The 25,649-nt window shown below is 60.8% G+C and carries 22 protein-coding genes; 9 read left to right on the plus strand and 13 right to left on the minus strand.

The features are described 5' to 3' along the window. Window positions 1-294: 294 nt before the first annotated feature. From ABIE41_RS07000 to ABIE41_RS07020, 5 genes are all read right to left on the minus strand, one after another. Window positions 295-1,725 carry a TRAP transporter large permease gene (locus tag ABIE41_RS07000; RefSeq protein WP_192645114.1) on the minus strand — a complete coding sequence of 477 codons (1,431 nt, stop codon included), beginning with the start codon at window positions 1,723-1,725 and terminating at the stop codon, window positions 295-297. Beyond that, window positions 1,722-2,189, minus strand: coding sequence for a TRAP transporter small permease subunit (locus ABIE41_RS07005; RefSeq protein WP_465247113.1), 468 nt, complete (start codon window positions 2,187-2,189; stop codon window positions 1,722-1,724). The genes ABIE41_RS07000 and ABIE41_RS07005 overlap by 4 nt, the downstream gene beginning before the upstream one ends. 161 nt (window positions 2,190-2,350) lie before the next feature. After that, window positions 2,351-2,788 carry a hypothetical protein gene (locus ABIE41_RS07010; RefSeq protein WP_354191814.1) on the minus strand — a complete coding sequence of 146 codons (438 nt, stop codon included), beginning with the start codon at window positions 2,786-2,788 and terminating at the stop codon, window positions 2,351-2,353. A gap of 173 nt (window positions 2,789-2,961) precedes the next feature. Continuing rightward, window positions 2,962-3,705: a response regulator gene (locus ABIE41_RS07015; RefSeq protein WP_192645116.1), complete on the minus strand. Its 744-nt coding sequence runs from the start codon at window positions 3,703-3,705 to the stop codon at window positions 2,962-2,964. Further along, window positions 3,698-5,272, minus strand: a complete 1,575-nt coding sequence (locus ABIE41_RS07020) for a sensor histidine kinase (protein WP_192645117.1) — start codon at window positions 5,270-5,272, stop codon at window positions 3,698-3,700. The genes ABIE41_RS07015 and ABIE41_RS07020 overlap by 8 nt, the downstream gene beginning before the upstream one ends. A 478-nt stretch (window positions 5,273-5,750) precedes the next feature. On the opposite strand from ABIE41_RS07020, the gene ABIE41_RS07025 reads away from it, so the two are divergent. The 4 genes from ABIE41_RS07025 to ABIE41_RS07040 all read left to right on the plus strand — a co-directional run bounded on the left by ABIE41_RS07025 (window position 5,751) and on the right by ABIE41_RS07040 (window position 11,336). Next, entirely contained in the window at window positions 5,751-6,050 is a 300-nt protein-coding gene (locus ABIE41_RS07025) for a DUF6894 family protein (protein WP_192645118.1), read from the plus strand. Between the two features lie 74 nt (window positions 6,051-6,124). Next, on the plus strand, window positions 6,125-6,478 hold the full coding sequence (locus tag ABIE41_RS07030; RefSeq protein ID WP_192645119.1) for a response regulator: 354 nt from the start codon (window positions 6,125-6,127) through the stop codon (window positions 6,476-6,478). Window positions 6,479-6,921: 443 nt separating this feature from the next. Beyond that, window positions 6,922-8,412, plus strand: coding sequence for an ATPase domain-containing protein (locus ABIE41_RS07035; RefSeq protein WP_354191815.1), 1,491 nt, complete (start codon window positions 6,922-6,924; stop codon window positions 8,410-8,412). Between the two features lie 71 nt (window positions 8,413-8,483). Continuing rightward, the gene (locus tag ABIE41_RS07040; RefSeq protein ID WP_192645121.1) at window positions 8,484-11,336 is read left to right on the plus strand and encodes a PAS domain-containing protein; all 2,853 of its coding nucleotides are present in this window, start codon (window positions 8,484-8,486) and stop codon (window positions 11,334-11,336) included. Between the two features lie 59 nt (window positions 11,337-11,395). Here the strand turns inward: ABIE41_RS07040 and ABIE41_RS07045 are convergent, their stop codons facing one another. Beyond that, window positions 11,396-11,749, minus strand: a complete 354-nt coding sequence (locus ABIE41_RS07045; RefSeq protein WP_192645122.1) for a response regulator — start codon at window positions 11,747-11,749, stop codon at window positions 11,396-11,398. A gap of 463 nt (window positions 11,750-12,212) precedes the next feature. Between ABIE41_RS07045 and ABIE41_RS07050 the strand changes: the two genes are divergently transcribed. Next, the gene (locus ABIE41_RS07050) at window positions 12,213-14,243 is read left to right on the plus strand and encodes a HAMP domain-containing methyl-accepting chemotaxis protein (protein WP_192645123.1); all 2,031 of its coding nucleotides are present in this window, start codon (window positions 12,213-12,215) and stop codon (window positions 14,241-14,243) included. A 359-nt stretch (window positions 14,244-14,602) separates the two neighbouring features. Here ABIE41_RS07050 and ABIE41_RS07055 read toward each other — a convergent pair whose 3' ends face one another. Beyond that, on the minus strand, window positions 14,603-16,291 hold the full coding sequence (locus ABIE41_RS07055) for a methyl-accepting chemotaxis protein (RefSeq protein ID WP_192645124.1): 1,689 nt from the start codon (window positions 16,289-16,291) through the stop codon (window positions 14,603-14,605). Window positions 16,292-16,911: 620 nt separating this feature from the next. Beyond that, on the minus strand, window positions 16,912-17,238 hold the full coding sequence (locus tag ABIE41_RS07060) for a MerR family transcriptional regulator (RefSeq protein ID WP_192645125.1): 327 nt from the start codon (window positions 17,236-17,238) through the stop codon (window positions 16,912-16,914). A 753-nt stretch (window positions 17,239-17,991) separates the two neighbouring features. Here ABIE41_RS07060 and ABIE41_RS07065 point away from each other — a divergent pair. From ABIE41_RS07065 to ABIE41_RS07075, 3 genes are read left to right on the plus strand one after another with little or no spacing between them, the layout of a single operon-like run. Beyond that, entirely contained in the window at window positions 17,992-19,197 is a 1,206-nt protein-coding gene (locus tag ABIE41_RS07065; protein WP_192645126.1) for an HlyD family secretion protein, read from the plus strand. After that, window positions 19,197-21,164, plus strand: coding sequence for a glycosyltransferase family 2 protein (locus tag ABIE41_RS07070; protein WP_354191816.1), 1,968 nt, complete (start codon window positions 19,197-19,199; stop codon window positions 21,162-21,164). Before ABIE41_RS07065 ends, ABIE41_RS07070 begins: the two co-directional genes overlap by 1 nt. An 11-nt stretch (window positions 21,165-21,175) precedes the next feature. Next, window positions 21,176-22,267, plus strand: coding sequence for a cache domain-containing protein (locus tag ABIE41_RS07075; RefSeq protein WP_192645283.1), 1,092 nt, complete (start codon window positions 21,176-21,178; stop codon window positions 22,265-22,267). A gap of 86 nt (window positions 22,268-22,353) precedes the next feature. On the opposite strand, the gene ABIE41_RS07080 is transcribed toward ABIE41_RS07075, so the two are convergent. The 5 genes from ABIE41_RS07080 to ABIE41_RS07100 all read right to left on the minus strand — a co-directional run bounded on the left by ABIE41_RS07080 (window position 22,354) and on the right by ABIE41_RS07100 (window position 25,002). After that, window positions 22,354-22,836, minus strand: coding sequence for an IS3 family transposase (locus tag ABIE41_RS07080; protein WP_354193389.1), 483 nt, complete (start codon window positions 22,834-22,836; stop codon window positions 22,354-22,356). Then, complete coding sequence (locus tag ABIE41_RS07085) at window positions 22,725-23,150, minus strand: IS3 family transposase (protein ID WP_354191817.1); 426 nt, start codon at window positions 23,148-23,150, stop codon at window positions 22,725-22,727. Before ABIE41_RS07085 ends, ABIE41_RS07080 begins: the two co-directional genes overlap by 112 nt. After that, on the minus strand, window positions 23,150-23,500 hold the full coding sequence (locus ABIE41_RS07090; protein WP_192645281.1) for a transposase: 351 nt from the start codon (window positions 23,498-23,500) through the stop codon (window positions 23,150-23,152). Before ABIE41_RS07090 ends, ABIE41_RS07085 begins: the two co-directional genes overlap by 1 nt. Window positions 23,501-23,891: 391 nt before the next feature. Further along, window positions 23,892-24,167, minus strand: a complete 276-nt coding sequence (locus ABIE41_RS07095) for a hypothetical protein (protein WP_192645280.1) — start codon at window positions 24,165-24,167, stop codon at window positions 23,892-23,894. Window positions 24,168-24,576: 409 nt separating this feature from the next. Then, window positions 24,577-25,002, minus strand: coding sequence for a DUF1236 domain-containing protein (locus ABIE41_RS07100; protein WP_192645279.1), 426 nt, complete (start codon window positions 25,000-25,002; stop codon window positions 24,577-24,579). Window positions 25,003-25,242: 240 nt separating this feature from the next. On the opposite strand from ABIE41_RS07100, the gene ABIE41_RS07105 reads away from it, so the two are divergent. After that, a complete protein-coding gene (locus ABIE41_RS07105; protein WP_192645278.1) occupies window positions 25,243-25,572 on the plus strand; it encodes a hypothetical protein in 330 nt (109 codons plus the stop codon). Window positions 25,573-25,649: the final 77 nt, after the last annotated feature.

Consider the following 25,649-nt stretch of genomic DNA (forward strand, 5'->3'; position numbering starts at 1 on the left):
GGACGCGGGAACGAGCGCGCGGGACCACCACGCAGGTTCAGTCCCGTGTTTCAAGCAAGCAATTGCCGCGGTTCTCATCGACATGGCGCCATCCTCTGATGGTGAGCGAGGGGGCCGCCAGCGAGCAGACATTGTAGACGTCGGCTGTGGGCCAAAACCGCCCTCCGTTCGCCCGGGCGAGTTGCGCCAATAGCCGACTTTGGCTCTCTGCCCGAAAACGGACATTCCGGAATGAGCTCAGCGCGGCTTCCCATGAGAAGCGAGCCGGGCTCCAGCGGCCGCCAACGTCTCTCTCTAGAGCTTCGGCGGCGTCAGTCCCTGGATATCGATCGGCCCGAAGGACGGGATCGCGTCGAACTGCTTCTGCAAGGCAGCAGGGTCGATGACGGGTGGCTTGTCGAGCCAGTAGGTCACCATCTCCGGGAAGACGATCATCAGGGCTACCAGGATCAGCTGCAGCACGATCCAGGGAATCGAGCCGAGATAGATGTCTCGGCTCTTTACCTCAGGTGGCGCGATGCCTCGCAAATAGAACAGCGCGAAGCCGAACGGCGGATGCATGAACGAGGTCTGGATGTTCGCGCAGATCAAGAGGCCAAACCAGATCAGGTTGATGTCGAGCTTCTCGGCGGCCGGCGTCAGCAGCGGGATGATGATGAAGGCGATCTCGAAAAAGTCGAGGAAGAAGGCGATGAAGAAGACGAACACCATGGTGAAGGACAGAAAGCCGACCTGACCACCGGGTAGCCCGGTCAACATGTGCTCGATCCATTTGCCGCCGCCGACACCCTGGAACACCAGGCTGAAGACACGCGCGCCGATCAGAATGAACGCCACCATCGCGGTGATGCGCATGGTCGAGGACATCGCCTGATAGGTGAGTTTCCAGGTCAGCGTGCGGTAGAGCGCCGCCAGCAGCAGAGCGCCGACCGCGCCCATGGCGCCCGCTTCGGTCGGGGTGGCGATGCCCATGAAGATCGTGCCGAGCACGAGGAAGATCAGCGCCGAGGATGGCACGATGCCGCGCACGCATTTCCAAAACAGCGGCCAGCCTGACAGCGTGCGCGCCTCCGCGGGCAGCGCCGGCACCTGCTCGGGCCGGATGACGCTGAGTAGCATCACCCATGCGCAGAACAGCGCGACCTGAACGATGCTAGGGCCAATGGCGCCCGCATACATGTCGCCGACCGACTTGCCCATGACGTCGGCGAGCACAACAAGCACGAGAGACGGCGGGATGAGCTGGGTGATGGTGCCCGACGCTGCGATCACGCCGGTCGCGTGCTTCATGTCGTAGCCGTAGCGCATCATCACCGGCAGCGAGATCACGCCCATCGCGATGACCGAGGCTGCGACCGTGCCGGTGATGGCGCCCAGGATCGCGCCGACGAAGATCACGGCATAGGACAGGCCGCCCCGGACCTTACCGAAGAGCTGGCCGATGGAGTCGAGCAGGTCTTCCGCCAGTCCGCAACGCTCCAGCACTGCCCCCATGAAGGTGAAGAACGGGATCGAGAGCAGCAGGTCGTTCGAGATGATCGAGTAGAGCTGAAAGGTCAGGTTCCCCATGTACTGGGGAGCGATGACGCCCATCTCGATCGCGATGAAGCCGAAGAACAGGCCGACTGCCGCCAGCGAGAACGCCGCCGGATAGCCGATCAGGAGAAATACCACCAAGCCCCCGAACATCAGGGGGCCGAGATTGTCGCGGATCGCGTCGATCATTGCAGCGGCTTCTCGTAAGCGTATTCGTGGACGTGGAAGCCGCGCAGCGCGGCCGCACGCTTGATCATCTCGGCGATGCCTTGAAGCAGGATCAGCGTGAAGCCGACGGGCAGGAGCAGGATGACCGGCCAGCGGATCAGGCCGCCGGCGTTGTTCGACGCCTCGTTGAGGGTCCAGGACTGCACGAACCAGGGCCAGGTGAACCAGATCATCACCAGGCACATCGGCATGAGGAAGACAGCTCCGCCGAGCAGGTCGATCCAGTGGCGGGTGCGGTCAGAGACCATGCCGTAGATCAGGTCAACGCGGACATGCTCGTTGACGCGCAGCGTATAGGCGGCGCCCAGCAGCACCATGCCGGCGAACATGTACCACTGCAGTTCGAGCCAGGCGTTCGAGCTGTTGGAAATCAGGTAGCGGATCGTCGCGTTGCCGGCGCTGACGAGGGATGCGAACAGGACCAGCCAACTCGCGATCACCCCCAACCACTCGCTGAGCTTGTCGATGACGCGGGCGAGCGGCATCAGCACGCGGCAGCCATACCAGGCGATCGCGACCAGTCCCGCCATGCCGCCGATGGTGGCCAGCGCCAACCAGAGCTTGAACATCTACGCTTTCCCCAATCTCAGCCGGTTGGTGCGCCGCCGGCGCGCCCCGCGGGCCCCAGCTTCACCGCCCGTACCCGAGTGTTGGCGATGCGGCCGTAAGCGCGCAGCATCGCTGCCGTCAGTGCGAGCGCTGCGCTCGCCGCTACCGTTCGCTCACCAGCAACTTCGGCGCGGAAAACGTTTGCTTCCAAGGGCTCGTGCGCCAGCGACCAGCAGGTACCAGGCATGAGTTCGGCGAGAACGCCCAGCGTCGCCGCGGTGTCGGAAGTGAGGCGGCCCACGCTCTTCCAAGTCGTGCCTTGGCGCATGATACCGCCCTTGGCGGCCTTGCCGCCGGGCCTGCGCCTGACGACGAAGCCCAGGGCCTCGTAGACGTCGCAGTCGAGGTCCGGGGAGCCAGCCGTCGCGCGCTCGCAGAGCAGCGCGAGTTCGGCCAGATGGGCCGCCTGTTCCACGGCTGAGCCGCTCGACCGCGATGTCGCGAGAAATTCCGCATGGGGCGGGACGATGCGGGTCGAGGAGGGACCAGCCATCAACATCGGTGCTCGGACTCGACAGGGGCGACGCGCTGCGTCTGTCCGGCCCGGATACCAGCTATGCGCTTAGCCGTTCCATTCCTCGGAGGCCCTTATGCCATAGCTTCGGCATAGCCACCGGCCTCGAACTGCTCCTGAGTGTGTAAGCGGTAGCCGACAGCGAGCTCGGTCACCAGGTAGATCGGCCGGCTTGGATCAGGTTCGAGGCGGTTGCGCAGCTTCTTCATCAAGATGCGCAGATACTGGACGTCCTGGTCGGGATCCTGCGGCCAGAGTTCCTTCATCAGCTGGCGATGCGTCAGCACCATGCCCTGATGAGTGGCGAGCACCCGCAACAGCGCGAACTGTTTTGAAGAGAGAGAAACCACCGCCCCGTCCCTGTTAACGAGACGCCGGGCCAGATCGATGACGAGGCCGCCGACGCGCAGCAGGGGGGAAGATGAGGCACGGCTGACGCTGCGGCGCAGCACCACGCCAACGCGCGCCAGCAGTTCCGCCATCCCGAAGGGCTTCACCACATAGTCGTCCGCACCCGCCTCCAGCAGTGCGACCTTCTCGGCCTCGGTATTACGGACCGAAAGCACGATGACCGGCACCTGTGACCAGGAGCGCAGCTCCGCCAGCACCGTCGCCCCGTCGGCGTCGGGCAGACCGAGATCGAGGATCACGAGATCGGGGGCCCGCATCACCGCAGCGTCAATGGCTTCGCGCGCGGTGCGTGCCTCCGTGACGCGGAAGCCCTGCAAGTCGAGCCCAGTCTTGAGGAAGCGGCGGATCTGGGGCTCGTCGTCGACGACCAGTGCCTCCAGTGTACTGGATCCGGTGCGCTCACTCATCCTCGTCCTCCTTGCGCAGCTGTTCGGTCAGGCCCGGCAGGGTGATGCACAGCGTGGAGCCAAGACCCGGCCCTTCGCTCGACGCCGCGATGGTGCCGCCATTGCCCTCGACGAAAACGCGGGCGATCGTCAAGCCGAGCCCGCTGCCTCCCGCAAGGTCGGCATGACGTTCGCCGCGGTAGAAGCGCTCGAAGATCTGCTCGGTCTGGCCCTCGTCGAGCCCCGCTCCGGCATCGCCAACAGCGATAGCGACGCCGTCAGCGGTGGGCTTCACACTGACCCGGATGGCCGAACCGGCCGGGCTGAACTTGGCGGCATTTTCCAGCAGATTGATCAGGGCCTGTTCGACCAAAACGGCATCGACATGGACGAGAGGCAGGTCCTCGGACACCGCGCGGAGGATGCGATGCTCGCGCAGCCGGTCTCGGGCTGCGTCGAGGGCGGAGTTGACGATGTCGAGCGGATCGACAGCTTCGAGGCGGGGTAAAAGGGCGCCCGAGCGAATGCGCGTCACGTCCAGCAGATTCTGGACGCGCAGGTCGAGCCTGCGCGCTTCCGCCTCAATCCCCTGCGCCAGTTCGAGGAGGCGCGGATCGGCGCGCAGCGGGGCGGCCGTGGCCAGAACTCCGGCGGAGCCCATAATGCCCGCGATCGGGGTGCGCAATTCATGAGAGACCGATTCGAGCAGGATGTCGCGCAACTCGTCGGTGCGCCGGCGCAGATTGCGCTCCTTCACCGCGCGGGTGAGGCCTAGCCGGTCGAGCGAGCGCGAGCCTTCGTTCAGGATCGAGCGCGCCTGGGCGACCCATTCGTCCGAGGGCTCCCGCGACTCCTGCGCGAGCGGCACGGCAAGGACTGCGCCGGCCCGGCCCGCCTCACCGAGGCGGCAGAGCAGCCAGCTCTCTCCGGCGGGAAGCTGGAGGCGTTCGGTCTCCTCTCGCTCGGCGGACGAAGTCGCGAGTAGGGATTCGATCGCCTCGACCAGGCGATCCGGGTGCGGTGGGGCCGTAGAACCGGGGACAACCTCAATCCTCCCATCTCGCCCAGCGACGAAGATCGCGACGCGTCGCTCCAGCGCCTCGCCCATATGGTCCGCCACGAGCCGGTAGATCGAGTTCGTGTCGCTTGCCGCGGCCATGTCGGAGCCCAGCCGGTAGAGGTGCCGGATCTGTCGTTCGCGCTCGCGCGCCGCCAGCATCTCAGCCCGTATCCGGGCGGTGAGACGGCCGATTGTTAGCGCGACGACGAGCGAAACGACGAGATCGACGAACTGTGCGGGCTGCACCACCAGCACGCTGAACAGCGGCGGATAGAACAGCGAGCTCATCAGGGCGCCTAGAAGTGCCGCGAAGACGGCCGGCCCCGTGCCATGCCGGACAGCCGACACGACCACTGGAAGCATGTAGAGCGCGGAGACGCTGTCCAGCGGCGTCAACCAGGCAAGCGCCGCACCAAGCGCGGTCGCAAGGCAGACGAGAGCGCCTGCGCCGACATAACGGACCAGCGCGAGACGTCTCCTCCAGGTTGGACCAAACCCTTTAAAAACGTCGGTCCAGAAATCCGTCATTGGCCTACCGTATGGATGAAAGCCCTCGTCCCGTGCCTAGTCCGACATAGCAGTGGAGGCACGCGCAAGAACTCGTCCAGTCGAGCCGCGGATTCAGCCGTAGTCAAACCCATTGCCGGCATGTGCCGGGCGATGGGTCGTTAGGCAGCCTCGAGGAAGAGCTGTCTCTACGGGACGGTGCTCGGCTCGGCCGGGTCCCTGGTACAATTGGGAGCTATAGAGACGTCGGATCGCGCCATTGGCTCACACTGGAGCACTGCCCATTTAGCTGACATCTGCGTCGCGCGGTGTCAGCCTCACCCGCCGCCGTCGCCACCTGATCGAAATTGTTTTCGGCAAACCCGACGTGGTTCAGAGGTCGGAATTGGACCCAGTCAATCACGCTGCGAAGTGCCGGTCGGCGACCGGAACTCAACAAGTCCGTTTCCCGTTGCATCAGCGGGGGACCCCAAGGTCTATGCCGATGCCAAAGTTCAGAGTGACAACCGACAACGGCGATGGGCCTAATTTCGGTGACGAGCCCTTCGATTTCAAAGACGAGAAGGCGGCCACCGACGACGCCCAACTCTCACTATTCGCAATGGCGTTTGACATGCGGCCTCACGGCAAGGTCGCCTGTTGGCGCGTCTGCGTCGAGGACGATACCGGTAGACAGGTATACCAAGCTGACCTTCGCTTTTCGTCCAAGGATGGCGCCGATATGGATCGAGAAGACCTCGAATCCGACGCGGCAGCGATCGAGATTGCGGAATATCTGAGCGGTCGGTCTCGCGAATGATCTTTTGAGGCAGCATCAGTGCAACCATACCGCTCACAGGCAGTTAGATTGTGTTGGACAGCCGAAAGTTCGCCATGACCAAGACAGTCGTTCTAGTCGTAGAGGATGAGGCCCTCATCCGCATGTGCGCCGTTGAGTTGATAGAGCACGCTGGGCACACGGTGTACGAAGCTGCTCATTCCGATGACGCGATACGCCAACTCGAAGCTCACCTCGAAATCGCGGTCGTCTTCTCCGACATCGACATGCCAGGCGGATCCATGGACGGTTTGAAGCTGATCCATGCGGTCCGCAATCGCTGGCCGCCGACAATCCTGATCCTCGCCTCGGGACGAGTTTCGCCATCGGTAGCCGACATGCCGTCCCAGACGATCTTCCTTCGCAAGCCTTATTCCGAGGACACTCTGCTCAAAGCCATCGCGGCTTGAGTTTGCCGGACCACTTGAATCACCACGTAGGCAGTAAGAACAACCCGCGGTATTGTCCGTCTACCCAGGCCAGTACTACTCCAAAGCGCTCCAGTTCCGCCGCCGCGCATCATCGCTTCTCCGCATTTCAGGGTTCACGCCGCAAATACGAGGAACGGACACAAAGTTCAATAAGCTGTGAGCTTGCTCAACTGGTTGTGGGTACAATCACTTTACACGCCAGCGTATGATAAAATGAGCTCTTTGCGCCGTTGGCGATCAGGAATGGTCGTGAACCCTGACCGTGCGTCGCTTTGGACGGATGCATGTCTTTTGCCATTGTCAGGCAATGCCTCTCGCTGTCATTTGGGTATGCCCTATAAATGGACGGGGTCGGACAAAGCGACTTCGGTCACCTGTTCGGGGCCGACGGGTGGCCTGGGTAGTTAATGCGAGGGCCCAACGTGAACGAGTTATTTAAACAGCAGGCCCTGACAGGCGTGTTGGGATTAGACGATGTGCTGGGGGGCGGTCTCGAACGACAACGTCTGTTCCTGTTGGAGGGAAACCCGGGGACAGGCAAGACGACCATCTCGATCCAGTTTTTGATTGCAGGCGCCCAGGCTGGCGAGCGCTCCCTCTACATTACGCTGTCTGAGACAGAGGAAGAGCTGCGCTCTGGCGCAACCTCGCATGGCTGGGACATGACGGGTATCGACATCTTCGAACTCGTGCCTCCCGAAACACTACTCGACGAGGATCAGCAGCAAAGTCTTCTCTATTCATCCGATCTTGAACTCGGAGAAACGACCAAACGCATCTTTGAAGCGTTTGAGCGCGTGAGGCCCGATCGCGTCGTGCTGGACAGCCTTTCCGAGATTCGGCTGCTTGCGCAGAGTTCATTGCGCTACCGGCGCCAGATCCTGGCGATGAAGCACTACTTCGCCAGGCAGGGGGCAACCGTGCTGATGCTCGATGACCTGACGACCGATATCAACGATAAGACCGTTCATAGCGTGGCCCACGGCGTCATCAGGTTGGAAGAGACTTCGCCAGAGTACGGCGGAGACCGTCGGCGGCTTCGCGTCGGCAAATATCGCGGGCGCCGCTATCGAGGCGGCTACCACGACTTCGCCATCGCGACCGGCGGTGTGCGCGTCTTCCCGCGTCTCGTCTCAGCCGAGCACAAGAAGAGGATCGCGCGGGACGTCGTGACGAGCGGTCGGGCAGAACTCGACGCACTTCTGGGCGGCGGTGTTGAGAGCGGATCGAGCGTTCTCATTCTAGGCCCCGCGGGGACGGGCAAATCGCTGCTGACCTTGACCTTCATCGAAGGTGCCATCGGTCGAGGTGAAAAGGCGGCGCTATTTGTCTTCGACGAGGAGATGGGGCTGCTATTCGACAGAGCGAAAAAGCTGGGCATCGATCTTCAGGGTATGATCGACGCGGGTAGCCTGTTCATGGAACAGGTGGATGCGGCGGAGCTGAGCCCCGGGGAGTTCACTGAGCGCGTACGCCGCTCGGTCGAAGCACACGGCGTTAGAACGGTCGTCATCGACAGCCTCAACGGCTATCAGGCCGCCATGCCGCAGGAGCAGGCGCTAGTCCTGCACATTCACGAGCTATTGCAATATCTTAACAGGCAGGGGGCAACCACCTTCTTGACCGTGGCACAGCACGGGCTCGTTGGCGATATGAGGTCGCCGGTCGACGTCACCTATCTCGCCGATACAGTTATCCTCTTGCGCTACTTTGAGGCGATAGGCCGTGTCCGGCGCGCGATATCGGTCGTCAAGAAGCGAACGGGCGCGCACGAGGATACGATTCGAGAATTCCGCATCGATGGCCGTGGAATCTCACTCGGCGAGCCGCTCGTCAAATTTCAGGGCGTGCTGCGCGGGGTGCCGACCCTGGTTGACGACGGTCCGCAGCTGATACGGGCCGAGGACCCGTGAGAAAGTCGACATCTTCCGAACGCGTCCTCGTCCTGGCGCCACGTGGCCGAGACGCAACTATAGCCGTCGCGATGCTCGGCGAAGCCGGCATGACGGCAGAAGCGTTTCCCTCTCTGCCCCGCGTCCTCAATGAGCTCGATATTGGAGCCGGGCTCGTGGTGCTGACGGAGGAGGCCTTGACAACAGCTGATCTTCATCCGCTGGCCGCTTGGATCGCCTCGCAGCCGGAATGGTCTGACATGCCCTTTGTCGTGCTGACCCAAGGCGGCGGGATCGAGCGAAACCCGGCGGCACGCCGCTACCTCGACATCCTAGGCAACGCCTCATTTATTGAGCGCCCCTTCCATCCGACCACGCTGGTCAGCCTCGTCAAAGCAGCGCTTCGCGGCAGACGGCGCCAGTATGAAGCGCGGGCGCGGTTGGAGGCCCTTCGAGCTGGCGAAGAGCGGCTGCGGTTTGCTCTTGAAGCTGGTGGGATGGGAGCATGGGAACTTGACCTACGAGATTTTACGCTGGCAGTTTCTGATCTCTATCGGGCTGGCTTTGGCCTCGCGCCTGGCGCGTCATTCACCTACGCGGAGCTGAGCGAACTCATCCACCCGGACGATCGCGCCAATCGGACTAAGGCGCTCCAGCAAGCCGTCGCCAAACGCGAGGACTACGAGACTGAGTATCGGGTGGTGCTGCCAGACACCGGCGAGATCCGCTGGATAGCAGTTCGAGGACGGCCGGATTATGCCGCTGATGGCACGCCGCTGCGCATTGCCGGCATCTCATCCGACATAACCCGGCGCAAAGCCGTCGAAGAGGCTCTCCAGAAGAGCGAGGCCAGGTTTCGGTTTCTCAGCGAACTGGACGACGCATTGCGTAGGTCGAGCGACGCGGAGGCCGCGATGCTCGCGGCTGCCACGCTCTTGGCCCGGCAACTGGGCGCCTCGCGCTGCGCCTACGCGGACGTTGACGATGACAACGATGGCTTCGTCATCCGCAATGACTACGTTGCACCCGGCGTCGCAACCTCGGCCGGGAGATACAGCCTCGACCTTTTCGGGAGCAACGCTGCCTCGGCCATGCGCCGAGGCCATGTGCTCGTTGTTTGCGACGTGGCTGGCGAGGTCGTGCCGGGCGACGGCCTTGAGATGTTCAAGGCGATCGGCATCCAGGCAATTGTCTGCTGTCCAGTTGTGAGAGATGGCCGCTTGGCAGCGATGATGGCAGTCCATCAGGAGCAGCCGCGGGAGTGGCAAGAGGCCGAGCTCGATATCATCCGGACGGTGGTCGAGCGCTGCTGGTCTCATGTCGAGCGGATCGGTGCAGAAGCACGCCTGCGAGAAAGTGAGGAGCGTCTCCGGCTGGCGATCGAACACGCAGACATCGGCTTCTGGGACGTCGATCCCATAGGCGATAAACTGATTTGGCCGCCCAATGTGAAGGCCATGTTCGGGATCTCGCCCAACGTCAGCGTGTCCATGCGGGACTTTTACGACGGCCTGCATGCCGACGACCGAGAGGCTACAGCTGTCGCCTATGCCGAGGCTGCCGATCCAGCGCGCCGAGCACTTTATGATGTAGAATATCGAACGGTCGGCAAGGAAGACGGTGTGGTTCGCTGGGTTGCAGCAAAAGGCCGTGGGGTCTTTAGCGGCGAACGCTGTGTCCGTCTGCTAGGTACAGCAATAGACATCACGGCACGCAAGGCGATTGAGGAACGTATAAGCGATCTCAACGAGACGCTGGAGCGCCGTGTCGCGGAAGAAGTGGCAGAGCGGGCCAAGGCCGAGGACGCGCTTCGCCAGGCGCAAAAGATGGAGGCGGTCGGTCAGTTAACTGGTGGGGTTGCGCACGACTTCAACAATCTTCTGACGATCATCAAGAGTTCGACCGAACTGCTGCGCAAGCCCAACCTCGCTGATGAACGTCGTCGACGTTACATTGACGCAATCTCCGATACGGTTGATCGAGCCGCCAAACTCACAGGTCAGCTCCTTGCTTTCGCTCGTCGACAGCCGCTGAAGCCTGAGGTTTTTGAACCGTCTGCGCGAGTAGGCGCCGTCGCCGAGATGCTGCGCAGCATTGTGGGGTCTCGCATCGAGATTGTTGCCGACCTTCATGCGGTGGACTGCTGGATCGAGGCCGACATCAGCCAGTTCGAGACCGCCCTAGTCAACATGGCAGTAAACGCTCGCGATGCGATGGACGGCGAGGGCACCCTGACGATAACAGTCGATGACGTAGCGCGGATACCGCAAATCCGGGGCCATGTTGGTGTGCCCGGCGAGTTCGTTGCGATCTCAATGGAAGATACGGGGGCGGGAATTCCACCCGAAAGGCTCATGCAGATCTTTGAGCCGTTCTACACCACCAAGGATGTCGGCAAGGGGACAGGCCTTGGACTTTCGCAAGTCTTTGGCTTTGCCAAACAGTCCGGCGGCGACATCGACGTGCAGAGCGCGTTGGGCAGCGGTTCCCGCTTCACGCTTTATCTGCCACGCGCAAAACCCGTTAGCCTCGAAGTGGCGCCGCTTGAGACGTCAGTGTCGGCCTCCATCGCTGGCGGCAAGGGAAAGCGTGTGCTGGTCGTCGAAGACAATATTGACGTCGGTACATTTTCTACCCAGCTCCTAGGCGATCTGGGCTACGAAACAATGTGGGCGGCCAACGGCCAAGAGGCTCTTAAACTGCTCACCGATGATGACAGCTTTGATGCCGTGTTTTCCGACGTCGTGATGCCCGGCATGGGCGGCGTCGAGCTGGGCCTTGAGATCCGCAAAAAGTACCCTGGACTGCCCGTCGTTCTCACTTCCGGCTATAGCCACGTTCTCGCTGAGGAAGGCCGGCACGGGTTCGATCTGCTTCAGAAGCCTTATGCCGTGGAGGACCTCTCTCGTATATTGCGTTCGGCCATGCGGTCTAAGCGGAGTTGAGTGCCGAAAGGTTTGTGTATTTGAATTGTCTGTCGAGCAGCAGTCGGTCTTACCCTGCGTTAGTCAGTAAAGCAGGCGCGTAAGGCCTCCTCGACGTGCTGGATTGCGTATGGTTTCGCAACCACCCGGCACCCATCCGGAAGGCCTGAAGTTGAGCTGCCGTAGCCGGTCGCGACAATCACTGGCACGCCACGTTTCCGAAGTATCTCAATAAGTGGCAGCGCCATCTTCCCGTTGAGATTCAGATCGATGATGGCGGCGTCGCAGCTATCCGCGTCAACCAGCGCCTGAGCCTGATCCATGTCGGCCGCAGGCCCCAATACGCGACAGCCTAGGTCGGCGAGAAGGTCGTCCAGCATCATAGCGATCATCGGCTCGTCTTCGACGACCAGAATGGCTTTGCCCACCAGCATTTTAGTTTCCTAGGCCGCAGGGCCGAATGCCGATCGCCTGCCTCAACTCTAGTTTCGTCTCGCACGAAACGCGGCTGAGCGTCCATATGGAGTGGGTGGCCGAAATCTTTGAATGCAGGCCACATGCGGCCGCCGTGCGATCAGACAAGACCGGTTCTCGCGTCCACGCTGGTCCAAGCGAATTGCGCCACTTCCCGACATTGGATGGCTGCCCTTCAGCGGACGTTGATAAGGGCCGCCATGGGGATCGGCCTGCGCCTCGCTCCCGAAATTTGGACGCGCCATGGCAGACCGCATCCTGCGAGCCAGTCCGCTTCGTTGCCGTATGGGCTGTTGACGAGGCAATGCGCCGATCGCCCAGGATTGCTCAGGCAACATTTAAATTTATTTACCTTAACCGTTCCTTAGCCGCCTTCATCGCATTTTGGCTGTGCTTTGCGTCAATTGTCCTTTCGGGGGTACGATGACAGTCCGCTCGACACTCATTGCGTGTATTGCCGGACTTGCCGCCGTCGTCATGGTAAGTTTGGGATTTGCTTTGATCGCCATTGGCACCATGGCGCGCGACGAGCACGTGCTGACCGACCAGGTGGTCCCGACTGTCAGCCTCAGCGGCGAGTTGAGCGCCGAGGTCGTTCGGCGCCACTTGCTCCTAAACATGCACGTCAACAGCTCTGACCCGGCGGCCAAGGCCCGTCTGGCTCAGAACATCGACGAGGAGACAAGGAAAATCGACGGGCTGCGCCTGCGACTCGCAAATTTGCTGACGCTGCCTGAAAACCAGGAAGCCCTGAAGCGCTACGAAGTCCTCAAAGGGACTTACATCACAGGCCTCCAGGCGGTTCTCGCACATTCCACCAAGGGCGATCGCGATGCGGCGATCCAAGGGCTGTTGGGCATACGAGATTTGATTGGCGACATGGACCGCACGGTCGCCACCATCGTGAAACGCGCCAATGAGCGTGCAGCCAGCATCGGGGAGGCAGCCAACCAGACCTATCGCTTCAATCTCGCGATCCTCTCCGCCATCGGTCTCTTTGCCGGAGCGCTGGCCGTGGGAGCGATCTGGTTCGTGGTCACGAGGGTGATCCGGCCCTTGGTGGCAACCACGAAGGCGACCGAAGAACTCGCTGCGGGCAACCTTGACATCTCGATTGGAGCCGCAGACCGATCCGACGAGATCGGCACGATGGCGAAAGCACTCGGCGTCTTTCGCGACAACCTCCGTCGGGTCAGAGATCTGGAGGAACACAACCAGGCCGAACAGGCCAAACGTCTGTCGCGGGCGGCGTCCATGGCAGCCGTCGTCTCTGACGTCGGCGAGGTCGTTGCCGCGGCTGCCGCGGGCGACTTCTCGGCGCGGCTGCAGATCACGGACGCTGATGAGGAGATGCAGAAGCTCGTCGCCGGGATCAACGAGATCAATGCGGTCATCGATAACGCCACCACCGAGTTCGCCCAGTCGCTTCAAGCCGTGGCGGACGGGGATCTCACCCAGCGCATCGACACCGCCTATCTCGGACGCTTCGCGGAACTTAAAGGCGCGATCAACGACACCGTCGATCGCCTCGCGCAGACCGTGCGCACGATCCAGCTCACGTCCAGCGACGTCGGCCTTGCTGCAAGAGAGATCACTATCGGCGCAGACGATCTCTCTAAACGCACCGAGGAGCAGGCTTCCTCGCTCGAACAGACCGCCGCCACCACCGAGGAGCTTGCCGCGTCAGTCAAGGCATCGGCTCAGGCATCCCGTGAGGCGGCAGCCATCGCCGATGAGGCCAAGCAGGCAGCTCAGGCGGGTGGCGCCATCGCTGGCCAAGCCGTGGATGCGATGTCGCGCATCGAAAGCGCGTCGCAAAAGATTTCCGACATCATCCGCGTGATCGACGACATCGCCTTTCAGACCAACCTGCTGGCTTTGAACGCGGCGGTAGAAGCGGCGCGCGCCGGCGATGCTGGCAAGGGCTTTGCCGTCGTCGCCTCGGAAGTCCGCACCCTCGCGCAACGGTCGGGCGAGGCAGCCAAGGACATCGCGGCCCTGATCTCGTCCTCCAATATGGAGGTTGGCGATGGCGTGAAGCTGGTACGGCAGGCGGGAGAGGCACTGGGGCGCATCCTGACCGCCTCGCAGAAAGTCGCCGCCACGATCGCCGATATTTCCGCTGCCTCCGGCGAGCAGGCCAACGGCATCGACGAGATGAGCCAAGCCGTCGCTCATCTAGACGAAATGACCCAGCAGAATGCGGCACTGTCCGAACAGAGCGCCGCATCCGCCGCGTCGCTTTCGGCCAAGATCGTCCAGCTCAACGACCTCGTCGCCACGTTCCGTACTGGTCAGACCCCTTCCGATACGCAGGCCACACCTTTGCAGCGGCGAGCCGTACCTGCGCTAGCGCTCGTCCGCCCGTTTAAGCCGGCCAGCCCACCAACTCAAAGACATACGAATAAAGTGGCCAATAGTCGCGGCGGCGATGCCGGTTGGGAAGAGTTTTGATACTCTCACCCTGACCGCCTGAAGGATCAGAGTCGTCTGGGTCGATGGTCGAGAAGATTTTCCGCAGTCGAAGAGGACGTAACGAGTGTGCCTTTGGCGGCCATACGGCTGACGGGCCAGAAGCTTCTTATTTGGATTGCAGCGGGCGAAACGCGCCAGTTCCTGCCATTGACGCTCCGCCATGAAGCGGACGCTCAAGATTGAAGAAAGATCATTGATCGCGCTGTCAGTCGGTTTTGGAACTGCCGGTGCTCGTCATGTTGTGACACTCTCATTCGGCCAGAACAAATTTCAAACTGGATTATCATAGAGCGTCGGGGTCAGCCAATGCTGCGCCAGCGGCCCAAAACGCTGTTGTCCTAGGCTGCCATCCTGTCCACGAATGTCCTCAGGGCGGCTTTAACTCCCTCGTTCGCCGCGACGACCTGTAGGGATGTTGCCTCGACGAGCTTCCCGACCTGCGCAGTGACTGCGAATTTTTGCTCAATCTCATGCAGACTGCTTCGCACTTCACTGGTCTGGCGGCTCGACGTCTCCGCAATATGGGCCAAGCTTGCTACAGCGCTCATCTGCTGCTGCACCCCTGTCGACATTTCATAGGCTCGCCCACCGGCTGCCGCGACCTTCTCGCTCAGCTCGCGGATATCCAAAGCCGATTTCGAGCACGTGGCTTGGATCTGGGCGATCAATGCCGCAATGCTGTTCGTGGCAGCAGAACTTCGAGACGCAAGTTCCTTGACCTCGCTAGCCACAACCGCGAAGCCTCGACCGGCTTCTCCCGCGCGGGCCGCTTCGATCGTCGCATTGAGAGCGAGCAGATTGGTCTGGTCCGCCAGTTCCCTGATGAGAGAGACGATGCTGCTGATCTGGGCAGCCCCAGCTTCGAGAGCGGCAACTTGCTCATCGGTCGTTCGGGATAATACGTCCGCTTCAGCAACCAGCCTGAATGTGCTCTCAAGATTGGCCGATAGCGATTGTGAGGCGCTCGCCATCTCCGAGCACGCACTGGCCACGGCTGTTGCTGACAGATCCGCTTCCTCAGCTCCAGCGGTCAACGCAACAATGCTTTTACCGCTCTCAGCCGTTGCGCGATCGAGTTCATGCGCCGAGATACTTAGACCACTGGCTCCATCAGCCAGAGATTCAGCTATAGCACTTATTTCACGCTGAAATTCATCAACAGCCGCTTCACGTTGCCGGATTCTCGATTCACGCGATTCAATCAATCGCGCGTTGATATTATTTGCTTCCTCCACTTGAGCACGCTGTAATTGGAGCTTGTCTAGCAAGCTTGTGACGACAGCGAACTCGCGCACCCTGGTCGGCGTAAAGCGCCGACCCTCGCTGAAATCCATTATCGAGCGTTTGACCCAATGCACAAATTGACCGAACTGAAGCCAACTGACGATGAGCAAAATCATCACCAGCGCCGTGATCCAGCTGAAGGAGGCAATCAAAGCGGTCTGGTGCTGTGCGAGGGCTTGCTCTCGCACAGCGATGGCATTGGCTTTGTAATTATCTAGCTCGTCCGATATTTGCCGTCGGAGCTGCCCAATTTGCCCCCGGATCTCGTTTAAATCGCGAAACAAGTCCAGCAGCTCCAGCCTTGTCTGGGGTAGCGACCTTAATGCAGCCTTTGACTTGTCATCGTATGCCTTGAGCAGATTCAGCTGCGCTCTCATTAGCGCAAGGATGGGCTCAGGCAGCTGACGCCGTAGGTTTGCCTGAACCTCATCCTGAGCCTTCGTAGCATAGGAGGCGGCGACTTCATTGGGACGAGCGGAATAGGTCTGCATCGTACGTTGGAGCTTGCCTCTCTCTTCAGCCGTGAATTCGTACAAAGCCGCGGCGCTATGGGTAAACACCCGCATTTCTTCATTGTAGAAGGTTGCAAGGAGATGGCTAGTGATGGCGTCGCTTGCCTGCAGAATCACCGCGTCAGCTCGCGCTTCTGCCTGCAGTCGCGAGGAGCTCCACATGCCGCCCGCCGCAAGCCCCAGCACGACTAACGCAGCAAAAATGCCGAACTGAGTTTTTAGCGATGTCATTTTTCCGCCCTCTGTAATAGCGAAGCGGAACTTCCTTAATTTTCTACCTGATCTGGTGGTGCCCAGCCTTTAAGTCACTGCGCTAGTGACCGCCGATTTGAAACTTGGCGGAAAGTCTATGGCTAGGGTCACCAGGGGACGCGGGCGTGCTGGCTGGCTACGGGGGTAGCCGGCGGTTCGCAGCGATAGGCGGCGCCGAAAGTCCCTCGACCTGAGCGGGATGTGCACCTTCCGACGTTGAGATTCGACCCCGAGCCTGACGCTTGGAATTTGGACCCTTGCAGAAATTGGGACAGCCCCGTGCCTGGCGATCGAGCTAACGTGCGTGACATGAGCGTAATCGACCAACACCTGCCGCACTGGTTGGCTCAACATCTCTGTGCTCGGTGTTAGCAGGAGCCCGCCTTATGACCACTGATATTCGCCAGCAGTTAGCCCGCGAAGGCCACGATGCGCGTCAGCCTGGAGTAAGTAAACTGGCGCGCCAAGTGATTTACGGGTCACTGGCTGCCCGGGCTGCCAAAAAAGCAACCCTTGGACCAGCGCGCGCAGATTGGCATTCGGGTGCCCGTGCGCGCGTCTTAGAACCGAAATGATTTCAATCCTGTTTGATCAGGCGCTCAGACACTGCGGAGCGTCGCCAAGCGCTTCTTGATAAGAGACACTGACGCCTCCAGCTCAGAAATCTTGGACAGACAGAATGAGAGTTGCTGCTCGTACTGGGCGGACGAAATGTCGCCGGTGCCTATTTCCGTCAATGTGAAGCCCATTTTTGTCAGATCGAGAATTTCTGCCAAACGGGCTTTCTGCTCCTCGCTATAAACACGAGGGGCTGTTGCAAACTTCGATGTCCGCGAGGCTTGGACCAGGCCACGTTGCTCGTAGAAGCGGATGGTCCTTAGCGAGACTCCGAATTCATCGGCGAGCTGTCTTATCGAATATCCCATCGTGAGCCTCGTACCTGAGCGTGCAGGCTGCTGGCAACGCGAAACAGCATCGGTTGATGCCGACCGATACCCCGTGCACCTCCGGTTGGGCAACGATGAACTTGGACGGTCGTGGTCGACAGACGCCCCCGAGGCCCCAGGGTCTCGCAGCCAAATTCAAAATCTTTTGTTTAATTTTCAGACTTGCCAAATCGCTGTCAGCCCAGAAGCGAATAGTGATCGGTCGCGAGAGATCGTCCCTGCTGCCAGCGAGCGGGCGCAGCGGTCCTCACAATCGAAGCCGACAATGTGAAGGTCTTGAGAGCCGCGATGGACTCTGGCATCCCGCATCGAGCCAATAAGTGCCTACGCGCGAACAGGCCGAGCCGGACCACCCCGAGGCGTTGCGCCAACAGAGCCTCTTGCGTCGGCCGGTCCCGGACGGCGCTATCGCATCCCTGCGCAATATGTCGTCGTCGCGATAGCTCAGCACGAGTTCGAGCGTGATACCCGAATGCTCCTCACGGAACTCAGACAAGATCTCGGCGAGTGCGTCCGCGCCCATCACTTCACTGGCTGTGAGCCGCACCGTCCCGCCAGCATCCCTGCGCACTCCGTGGCGGGTAGCTCGGCCATCGGGGGAATTTTGGGTTCAGGTTGAGCACGTAAATGCAGCCCTTCATGCGGTGATGAATGACGGTTTCATTGTAGCGGCTCGTTTATGGGCTCGTTTACGAATCCGCGAGACGCTGCATGCCAATCGGATTGGTGGGTATGAAGATTTTTCGTCTCGTTGCCGGGTTGGTGCTTTTGATCGGCGGGCTTTACGTTTTGGTTGGGGAGCATTTCGCCGGAACGTCTGCTGACGCCACTGTCAATGCACGCATCACGGTAGTCCGCGCTCCGATCGAAGGGGTGGTATCGCTCGCGGTGCGCAGCATCGGAGCGCGCGTCAAAGCGGGTGAACTGATTGCTGATGTTATTGACGACCGGTTCGATTCGGCACGCCTCATCGACCTAGAGCGTCAGCTCGACAGCCAGCGGTTGGACGCCAAACGGGCCTCTGCTCAGAAGCTTGCGCTTACGCAGGCGCGTGATGGCTTTGCGTCGCAACTGGCGAGTTACCAGAAAGGGCGTGTTGGCCAGATCGAGGCCAGGCTGGCGGAGGCTCGGGCGGCCCAGGACGCGTCAGCTGCAAGACTGCGTGAAGCAGAAGGGACGTTGCGTCGAGCCAACGAGCTGAACGATCGCGGCGTTCAGACTGCCGCCAATCTCGAAAGGTCGCGCGCGGCCTCAGATGTTGCCCAACAGGAGTTAGAAAGCGCCAGGCAGCGGACGAACTATCTGGTGACAGAGCTAACTGCGGCTCGCACCGGCGTTTTTATCGGCGATTCCTACAACGACGCGCCGTTCTCCTCCCAGCGAGTCCGCGAGCTTGATCTGCGTCTGGCGGAGCTGGACGCGGAGCAGACACAACACGAGGCGCGGATTGCTCAGCTGGAACGGCAGATCGGGGCTGAACGCGTGAGGGTAAACCGGCTGACATCGGCGTCTCTGACAACGCGGGTCTCCGGTATGGCGTGGGATTTTCTGATCGACGATGGCGAGTATGCCCGACGGGGACAAGATCTGGTGCGGCTGGTGGATTGCAGCACGTTGATTGTCACAGCCGGCGTCACCGAAGCCTTGTACGACAGCTTGTCGATCGGCTTCCCCGTCCAGTTCCGGCTCTTCGGCGACGACCGCGTCTTCGACGGCACCGTCACTCGACTGGGCGGCTCCGGCGCATCGAGCCTCTATGCCAATCTGGCGGTGGGTCCGAGCGCCGAGCATCTACAGCGGTTCGATGTTACGGTTAGTGTGCCCACGCTGGCCGCACAAAGTGACCTGAGCTGCGCGATAGGTCGGACCGGGCGCGTCATCTTCAGCGCTGGGCCGGTCGCAGCCATGCGCCGCTTCTTCACGCGCTTCGGAATCTGATGCTGGCGCTGTCGCCCCTCATGTCTGCGTTCGCCGGGACCGCCTTAGTTCTCGGCCTGCGCATGCTATTGCTGCCATTGTTGGACCCGCAACGATGGTACTGGCGCGCACTCTTACTGGGCGGCGCGATGGCCATGGCTTGGCGCTACATGATCTGGCGCCTGACGGAGACAACGGCCCCTTTGGCATGGACGTGGGATGCCGTCTTCAGCTGGAGCTTCGCGATCCTTGAAGCCCTGACGGTGGTCTCCTCGTCGGTGGCCTTTTTCATCTTATCTCGGGTCAAGGACCGGAAGAAAGAGGCGCGGCTGAACGAGCGTTGGTGGCAGCCCGGCGCGCCACCTCGGGTGGACATCTTCATCGCCACATATAATGAGCAGCTGGAGGTGTTGGAGCGAACGATCGTCGGCGCCAAAGCCTCAGCCTTTCCCGCTAGCGTGTTCGTGCTCGACGACGGCCGGAGGCCTTGGCTGGCCGAGGCCTGCCAGCGCTTTGGCGTCGGGTACTTCACCCGGCCGGACAATGCTCATGCCAAAGCCGGAAACATCAACTATGCCTTGCGCGCGCGCGCAGCCGACCCCGATGCGCCGGAATTCGTCGCTGTCCTCGACGCTGACTTCGTTCCTCATGTCGATTTCATCGACCGCACGCTCGCCCTGTTTCATGATGCCTCGGTCGGCCTAGTGCAGACGCCACAGCACTTCTTCAATCCCGACCCCATTCAGCACAACCTTGGCATCAGTTCGGCATATCCCGATGAGCAGCGCCACTTCTTCGATAATGTCGAGCCGTCACGCGACGCCTGGGGTATCGCGATTTGCTGTGGCACCTCGTCGATGGTTAGAACCGCGGCTGTCGAGGCGATCGGAGGTTTGCCGACGGAGAGTGTCACTGAAGACTTTTTGCTGACGCTGCGGCTGGCCGAGAACGGTTGGAAGACCGTCTATTTGAATGAGGCGCTGACAGAGGGCCTCGCCCCAGAGGGATTGCAGGAATACATCGTCCAGCGCGGCCGCTGGTGTCTGGGCATGATGCAAATCGTCCGGAACGTCTACAGCCCGCTCGGCCAGCACGGGCTGTCGTTTCTGCACCGACTGAGCATCTTCGACTCGCTGCTGTACTGGAACACGACCTTTTCATTTCGTCTGGCCGGTATCGTTTGTCCACTGCTGTATTGGTGGTGCGGCGTGACAGTTGTGAATGCGTCTCTCGTCGACATCATCATCTACTACTGCCCCTATTATATTGCGGTGATGGCGGTCTTGAATTGGCTCTCAAAGGGCTTGTTCATTCCGGTTGTGAACGATGTTGGGCAGTTGGTGGCCGCATGGCCGATCACGCGTGCTGCAGCGACAGGCCTGCTAACAAAAGGTCCGCACAAGTTTTCTGTCACGGCCAAAGGCGGAGACCGGACCAAGATCGTTGTACAGTGGCCGTTGATGTGGCCCTTCCTTGTCATGTTCGCGCTGACGATCGGAGGGCTGCTGGTCAACCTGCATTCGGACTTCGTCTTTAATAACGCAGGCACAGCCGGCGATGGCATGATCGTTGTCATGTTCTGGACGATCTACAATCTGTTCGTCCTTTTGGTCGTAATCGCGGCCTGTATTGAGCGGCCACGCGTCAATCAGCCTCAACGGCAGTCGCTGCAGCGAGTCGTGGTCGAAGCGACAGGAGAGGAGCTGCGCGGCTGGCTTGTTAACTTTGGGACAGAACACGCCCAGGTCAGTGGCGTGGCCAAACTCGCGCCGGGACAGAGCGTGTTGCTGCGGCTGCCTATTATCGGGCCGATCGCAGCGTCGGTTAGGGAGCCGACACGCGACGGATATCAGCTCAGCCTCTCGCCGAGCGACGAGCAGCGGAGCCTCATCATCGCCAAGCTGCACACCGCGTCACAGACGCCAGGTACGGACAAAGGTGACATCAGCCTGATGATCCGCGAGCTGGCGCGGGCCCTCACTCGCTAAGGAGACGAATTATGGCAGCGAAGGGAGCTAAACGCATTAGTCTTCGGACCTGGGTGATCGTCGGGGGCGCCTTGCTCATGCTGATCCCTGCCATAACGGCCGGGAGCTTCTATACAGGCGCCCTACAACACCGTGCCGAACAATTGCTGGTTGATAAGCTCGTAGGGCGTGGCGAACTCAGCGCCGGTCTTCTCGCTCGGCGACTCCACCAGCTCTGGCTGCAGGTCGACGCATTCTCAAAGTCAGCCAATCTCCAGCAGCTTGACAAGGTGCGAGAGCAGATAAATTTCATCGGAGATCTCGATCAACGGTATTCATGGATTGGTATTGCCAACGTCGAGGGAACGGTCCTTGCTTCAACACGAGGCATGTTAGAGGGAGCTAGCGTCGCCCAGCGGCCTTGGTTCCGGCGAGGTCTGACCGGTCCGACGGCGGTCGATGTGCATGAAGCACAACTGCTCGCACAGCTTCTCCCGCAACAGTCTGAGCCTCCGCGCTTCATCGATCTCGCCGCCCCGATCATACAAACAGGGGGCGCAACCTCAGGGGTTCTGGGAGCGCATCTCGATTGGCGCTGGGTCGTCGCTAACCTCACCAGCATGCAAGCACCCGGAATTAACGTTATTCTATTGTCTCGTGAGCGAACGGTTCTTTTCGGCCCTCCAGATCTGATCAACAGACCTCTGGCGGTAGGTTCGGCACTCTCAGCTAACCGGACGACCTCAATAGTCCTCGACGAACGCTGGCCGGATGGCAAAGATTACATCACTGTCGCCATCCCAGCAGTAGGGTACGACAATCTGCCAAGCTTCGGCTGGTCCCTCCTCATTCGACAAGATGTAGATAGCGCACTAGGGCCAACCCGCGAGTTAGTACGGACCTTCTGGAGTATGCTGGGCGCCGGCGCGCTGGTCGCTCTAGTGTTTCTCATGTTAGGTGCCCAATGGATTACTACCCCGCTTCTACGTTTAGCCTCTTCGGCGGAGTCCATCGTTAATGACGCCGACTCCCCCGCTCCTCATGTCGAGACAAGGTATGATGAGGCGGCACGCTTGTCCGACGCCTTGGTGAAGCTTCAGAACATCGGCCAAAGGCCCTCTTGACCCGGGCAGAGACCAATTGTCGACGCGTTGCAATCTGGGGCAAACATTGCCCTCGGCTTGGAGTGCGCCCCTGCGGGTAGACAGGATCAGGCTGCGGTTTTGACCGTGAGCCGGGCGTGTTGATCCTCGAACTGCTGCGGACTGAGATAGCCGAGCGCGGAGTGCAGTCGGCTGGAGTTGTAGACCTGATCGATGAAGCGCGGAAGGTCGGCAGCGACGTCGGCGAACGTCTCATAGGCCATCGGATAGACGCCCTCGACCTTGAGCGTTTTCATGAAGCTCTCGGCCTTGGCGTTGTCATAGGGATTGCCGCGGCGCCCCATCGATCCGACCAGGCCATGTTCGGCTAGGGCCTGCCGGTAGCGCCCGGCCGCGTATTGCGAGCCGCGGTCCGTGTGGTGGACGCAGCCGGGCGGCGGCCCTCGCTTTTCGATGGCTGTGCGCAGGGCGGCCAGTGTCAGCCTGACGTCGATCGATCGGCCGATAGCGTAACCGACGACCTTGCGCGACCAGGCATCGAGGATGACGGCGACGTAGACGAAGCCGGCGGTGATCGCAACATAGGTGATGTCGGCCACCCAGAGCTGGTTCGGCCCGCCCGGGACCATACCTTCGCCAGGTTCGGGAAGATCGGCAACTCGTGATCGCCATCGGTAGTGGCGACGTAGCGCCGACGCCGTCGAGGCTGGAGGCTGTGCTCGCGCATCAATCGCCTGATCTTCTTGTGATTGACGACCAGGCCGCGATGCCGCAGCGCTGCCTGCATCCGGCGATAGCCATAGGCCTCGAAGCTCTCGGAGATCGCCGCCATCGTCTCGACGAGCTCGGTGTCGTCGATGCTGATGGCCGGCCTATCGTAGTAGGTCGAGCGCGCGATCCCCATCAGCCGGCATACTTCTGCGACAGAGATGCCGCGGGGCCGGTGACGACAGATGTAGTCGCGCTTCTCGGCCGCTGTCCGTGCTTCAGAGCCCCCTTTAGAAACTCGATCTCAAGCGCCTGCCGGCCGACGAGCCGCTCCAGCGCGGCGATGCGCGCCTCGTAGGCCTCGATCGTATCGACGGCGGCGGCCTCGTCGTCAAAGACGCCGCCCTCGAATTTTTGAATCCAGATGCGGATCAGGTTGCGCGACAGGTCGTGTCGACGGGCGAGGCTATGGAGCGTCTCGCCAGCCAGGTAATCCTGCGCCACCTGGCGCTTGAACTCGATGCTGTGGGTGCGGTGTCGGGCCATGGGCTTTCATCCTTCGAAAGCCCGGCTCCCCCGGTCAATTCCCTGTCGTCACACTGTCCGCCTCAAGGGGCGCACTCCAGCTCTCTGCCACATACCGGACATTCTGTCTCCTGAACCGCCCGATCGCTCGCACCAAATTCCGAGAAGTCACTTCACCTAAGCCATTGTTGAAAACGAGCCCACCTACAGGAATGCGATGGTGCGAAGGCAGCTAAAAGCTGAGGGCCGACGTCAACATAGCCCAGCGCAGAGCCGGAGTGGCATCTTCTGCTCGAATCGCTTGATCGCTTGCCTCACGGCCTGTCTGTCTTCAGGCAGGCGCTACGGCAGGCGTTCAATTTCAATGTAGCTCTATGCGACGATCTCGCCAAGCGGGACCGTCGCGTTCGATTCAATAGCGGTAATATCCGAAGTCACGAGCGCGCCGCCCATAGGCCCGAGCGTGGGGCGGGGGACCACTGTAGTATCGACTGGACCCATAGCCCCGGCTCCAGTTCCGCTTCCAGCCCTTGTCATTTTTGAACTTGTAGCCACCCTTCTTGATCTGCTCGATGTGGTCGGGCATCTCGATGGCTGCCAAGCCCGCAACCGTGGCGGCCTGTGAAGTCGATGGCGTGATCGAGCCGAAGCCCAACATGGCCACCGCAACGAGAACGAGCGTTCGCATCGGACTCTCCTGTCGAAACCATGGCTGGAAAAGCAGAAGCGGCGGGCGCTACATCTGCCCACCGCCTCATGGTGTCACCCGCAGATACGCGTACGCCGTATGACAACTTCGCCGAACCGGTTGACGCGTCGCTTTTCGACCATTCGACAGTCATCGCGGAAGCGGCTTCGCACGATCCGACGCTCATACCCGCCTCGACGTTCCTCGTACCCACGCCGTTCCCGATAGCGCGGTCCGTCGTCGTCAGATCGCTCGATGCGTGTTTCGACCCGAACCTGAGACTGTGCGGGAGCCGTGATAAGTGCGGTTGCGGCAATGCCCGCAGCCAGCAAGAGTATCCTGAACATAGCGTGGCGCTCCTGATTTCATGGAAAAAGAGCCCGCCCTGAAAGGGCGGGCTCCGATTTGATCACTCGATGATCTGAACGATCTTGCGCGTCTTCGGCTCGACCAGGACGGTCTGGTCGTTGACCACCGTGTAGCGATACTCGGTCTTGCCATAGCGAGCCGGAACCTCGCGATAGGTGACCGTGTCGGGCAATGTCGCGCCGACGACTACCTTCTCGCGGTACGCCACCGAAGGCACCTTCTGCTGCGTCACATAGGTGCGGAACTCAGCGCGGTTCTCGGTTGCGATGCCACCGACGATCGCGCCAGCAGCGGCACCACCGACGCCACCCACTACGGCTCCGACAGGACCACCGACGATGGCACCGCCGACAGCACCCGTGGCCGCGCCGCTGGCTGCGCCACCGGCCGCGCCAGAGTTGGACTGCGCGAAGGCAGTAGCGGGGACGAGAGCGAGGGCGGCGAGGAGTGCGATGTTCTTGATCATGGTCTTCTCCGTTTCGAGGACATGTTGCCCCTCAGTCGCAATCTAAACTGCGGCCGAAAGCCTCCGTTCCATGAATAAGCGTTCATAATGAGGGGGTTAGAGCTATTTTAGCTGTTCTCGGCGTACCCTGTCCGAGCACATGGCACTGTTACGCCTGCTCGCGATCGAAGGGTTGTTCCTCAAAGGAACCTTTTACCTGGACGAGGCTTTCCGCCCTGTCCGGTACCTTGGGAGACCAATATGGTTTGGCACGTCGCGCTTCTGCTCATGCCTCTGAGCCTTGCCTTGGCGGCTGAGACGGACCCGGTGGCTAACCCGGTCTTCACGTGTCAGTTCAAGGCGGGGCAGATCGTCATCGAGCGGGCTAATGAGGCGGGCGAAGTGACGGTCGAAATTGATGGAAAAGCTCGCCAGTACGTTCTTCAAGAACATAAACTTGTTCCGCGTGATCAAGGATTGCCAACATTGCTTTTCCAACCGGACCTCAAGCAATGGCAGTGGCTGAATGATCAGGGTGAGCCGATCGATAGCGCGGTGTGCACCGAGAAGCCGTCTCTCAAAGCGGGCTGAACTCACGAGCCCGCACCAGCACACGTTTCAAATTTTCTAAAATGATGTCTTGCCATTCTGCGGTTGAAATACCGTGT

Origin of the sequence: Bosea sp. OAE506 (genome assembly GCF_040546595.1) — a bacterium.
In the GTDB taxonomy this organism is placed as follows: Bacteria; Pseudomonadota; Alphaproteobacteria; order Rhizobiales; family Beijerinckiaceae; genus Allobosea.

Bases quoted from the DNA above. Each gene is read 5' to 3' on its own strand.
- ABIE41_RS07000 (WP_192645114.1), bottom strand. From the start codon at position 1,725: ATGATCGACGCGATCCGCGACAATCTCGGCCCCCTGATGTTCGGGGGC.
- ABIE41_RS07015 (WP_192645116.1), bottom strand. From the start codon at position 3,705: ATGAGTGAGCGCACCGGATCCAGTACACTGGAGGCACTGGTCGTCGAC.
- ABIE41_RS07020 (WP_192645117.1), bottom strand. From the start codon at position 5,272: ATGACGGATTTCTGGACCGACGTTTTTAAAGGGTTTGGTCCAACCTGG.
- ABIE41_RS07030 (WP_192645119.1), top strand. From the start codon at position 6,125: ATGACCAAGACAGTCGTTCTAGTCGTAGAGGATGAGGCCCTCATCCGC.
- ABIE41_RS07040 (WP_192645121.1), top strand. From the start codon at position 8,484: ATGCTCGGCGAAGCCGGCATGACGGCAGAAGCGTTTCCCTCTCTGCCC.
- ABIE41_RS07045 (WP_192645122.1), bottom strand. From the start codon at position 11,749: ATGCTGGTGGGCAAAGCCATTCTGGTCGTCGAAGACGAGCCGATGATC.
- ABIE41_RS07050 (WP_192645123.1), top strand. From the start codon at position 12,213: ATGACAGTCCGCTCGACACTCATTGCGTGTATTGCCGGACTTGCCGCC.
- ABIE41_RS07055 (WP_192645124.1), bottom strand. From the start codon at position 16,291: ATGACATCGCTAAAAACTCAGTTCGGCATTTTTGCTGCGTTAGTCGTG.
- ABIE41_RS07060 (WP_192645125.1), bottom strand. From the start codon at position 17,238: ATGGGATATTCGATAAGACAGCTCGCCGATGAATTCGGAGTCTCGCTA.
- ABIE41_RS07065 (WP_192645126.1), top strand. From the start codon at position 17,992: ATGAAGATTTTTCGTCTCGTTGCCGGGTTGGTGCTTTTGATCGGCGGG.
- ABIE41_RS07070 (WP_354191816.1), top strand. From the start codon at position 19,197: ATGCTGGCGCTGTCGCCCCTCATGTCTGCGTTCGCCGGGACCGCCTTA.
- ABIE41_RS07075 (WP_192645283.1), top strand. From the start codon at position 21,176: ATGGCAGCGAAGGGAGCTAAACGCATTAGTCTTCGGACCTGGGTGATC.
- ABIE41_RS07085 (WP_354191817.1), bottom strand. From the start codon at position 23,150: ATGGGGATCGCGCGCTCGACCTACTACGATAGGCCGGCCATCAGCATC.
- ABIE41_RS07090 (WP_192645281.1), bottom strand. From the start codon at position 23,500: ATGGCCCGACACCGCACCCACAGCATCGAGTTCAAGCGCCAGGTGGCG.
- ABIE41_RS07095 (WP_192645280.1), bottom strand. From the start codon at position 24,167: ATGCGAACGCTCGTTCTCGTTGCGGTGGCCATGTTGGGCTTCGGCTCG.
- ABIE41_RS07100 (WP_192645279.1), bottom strand. From the start codon at position 25,002: ATGATCAAGAACATCGCACTCCTCGCCGCCCTCGCTCTCGTCCCCGCT.
- ABIE41_RS07105 (WP_192645278.1), top strand. From the start codon at position 25,243: ATGGTTTGGCACGTCGCGCTTCTGCTCATGCCTCTGAGCCTTGCCTTG.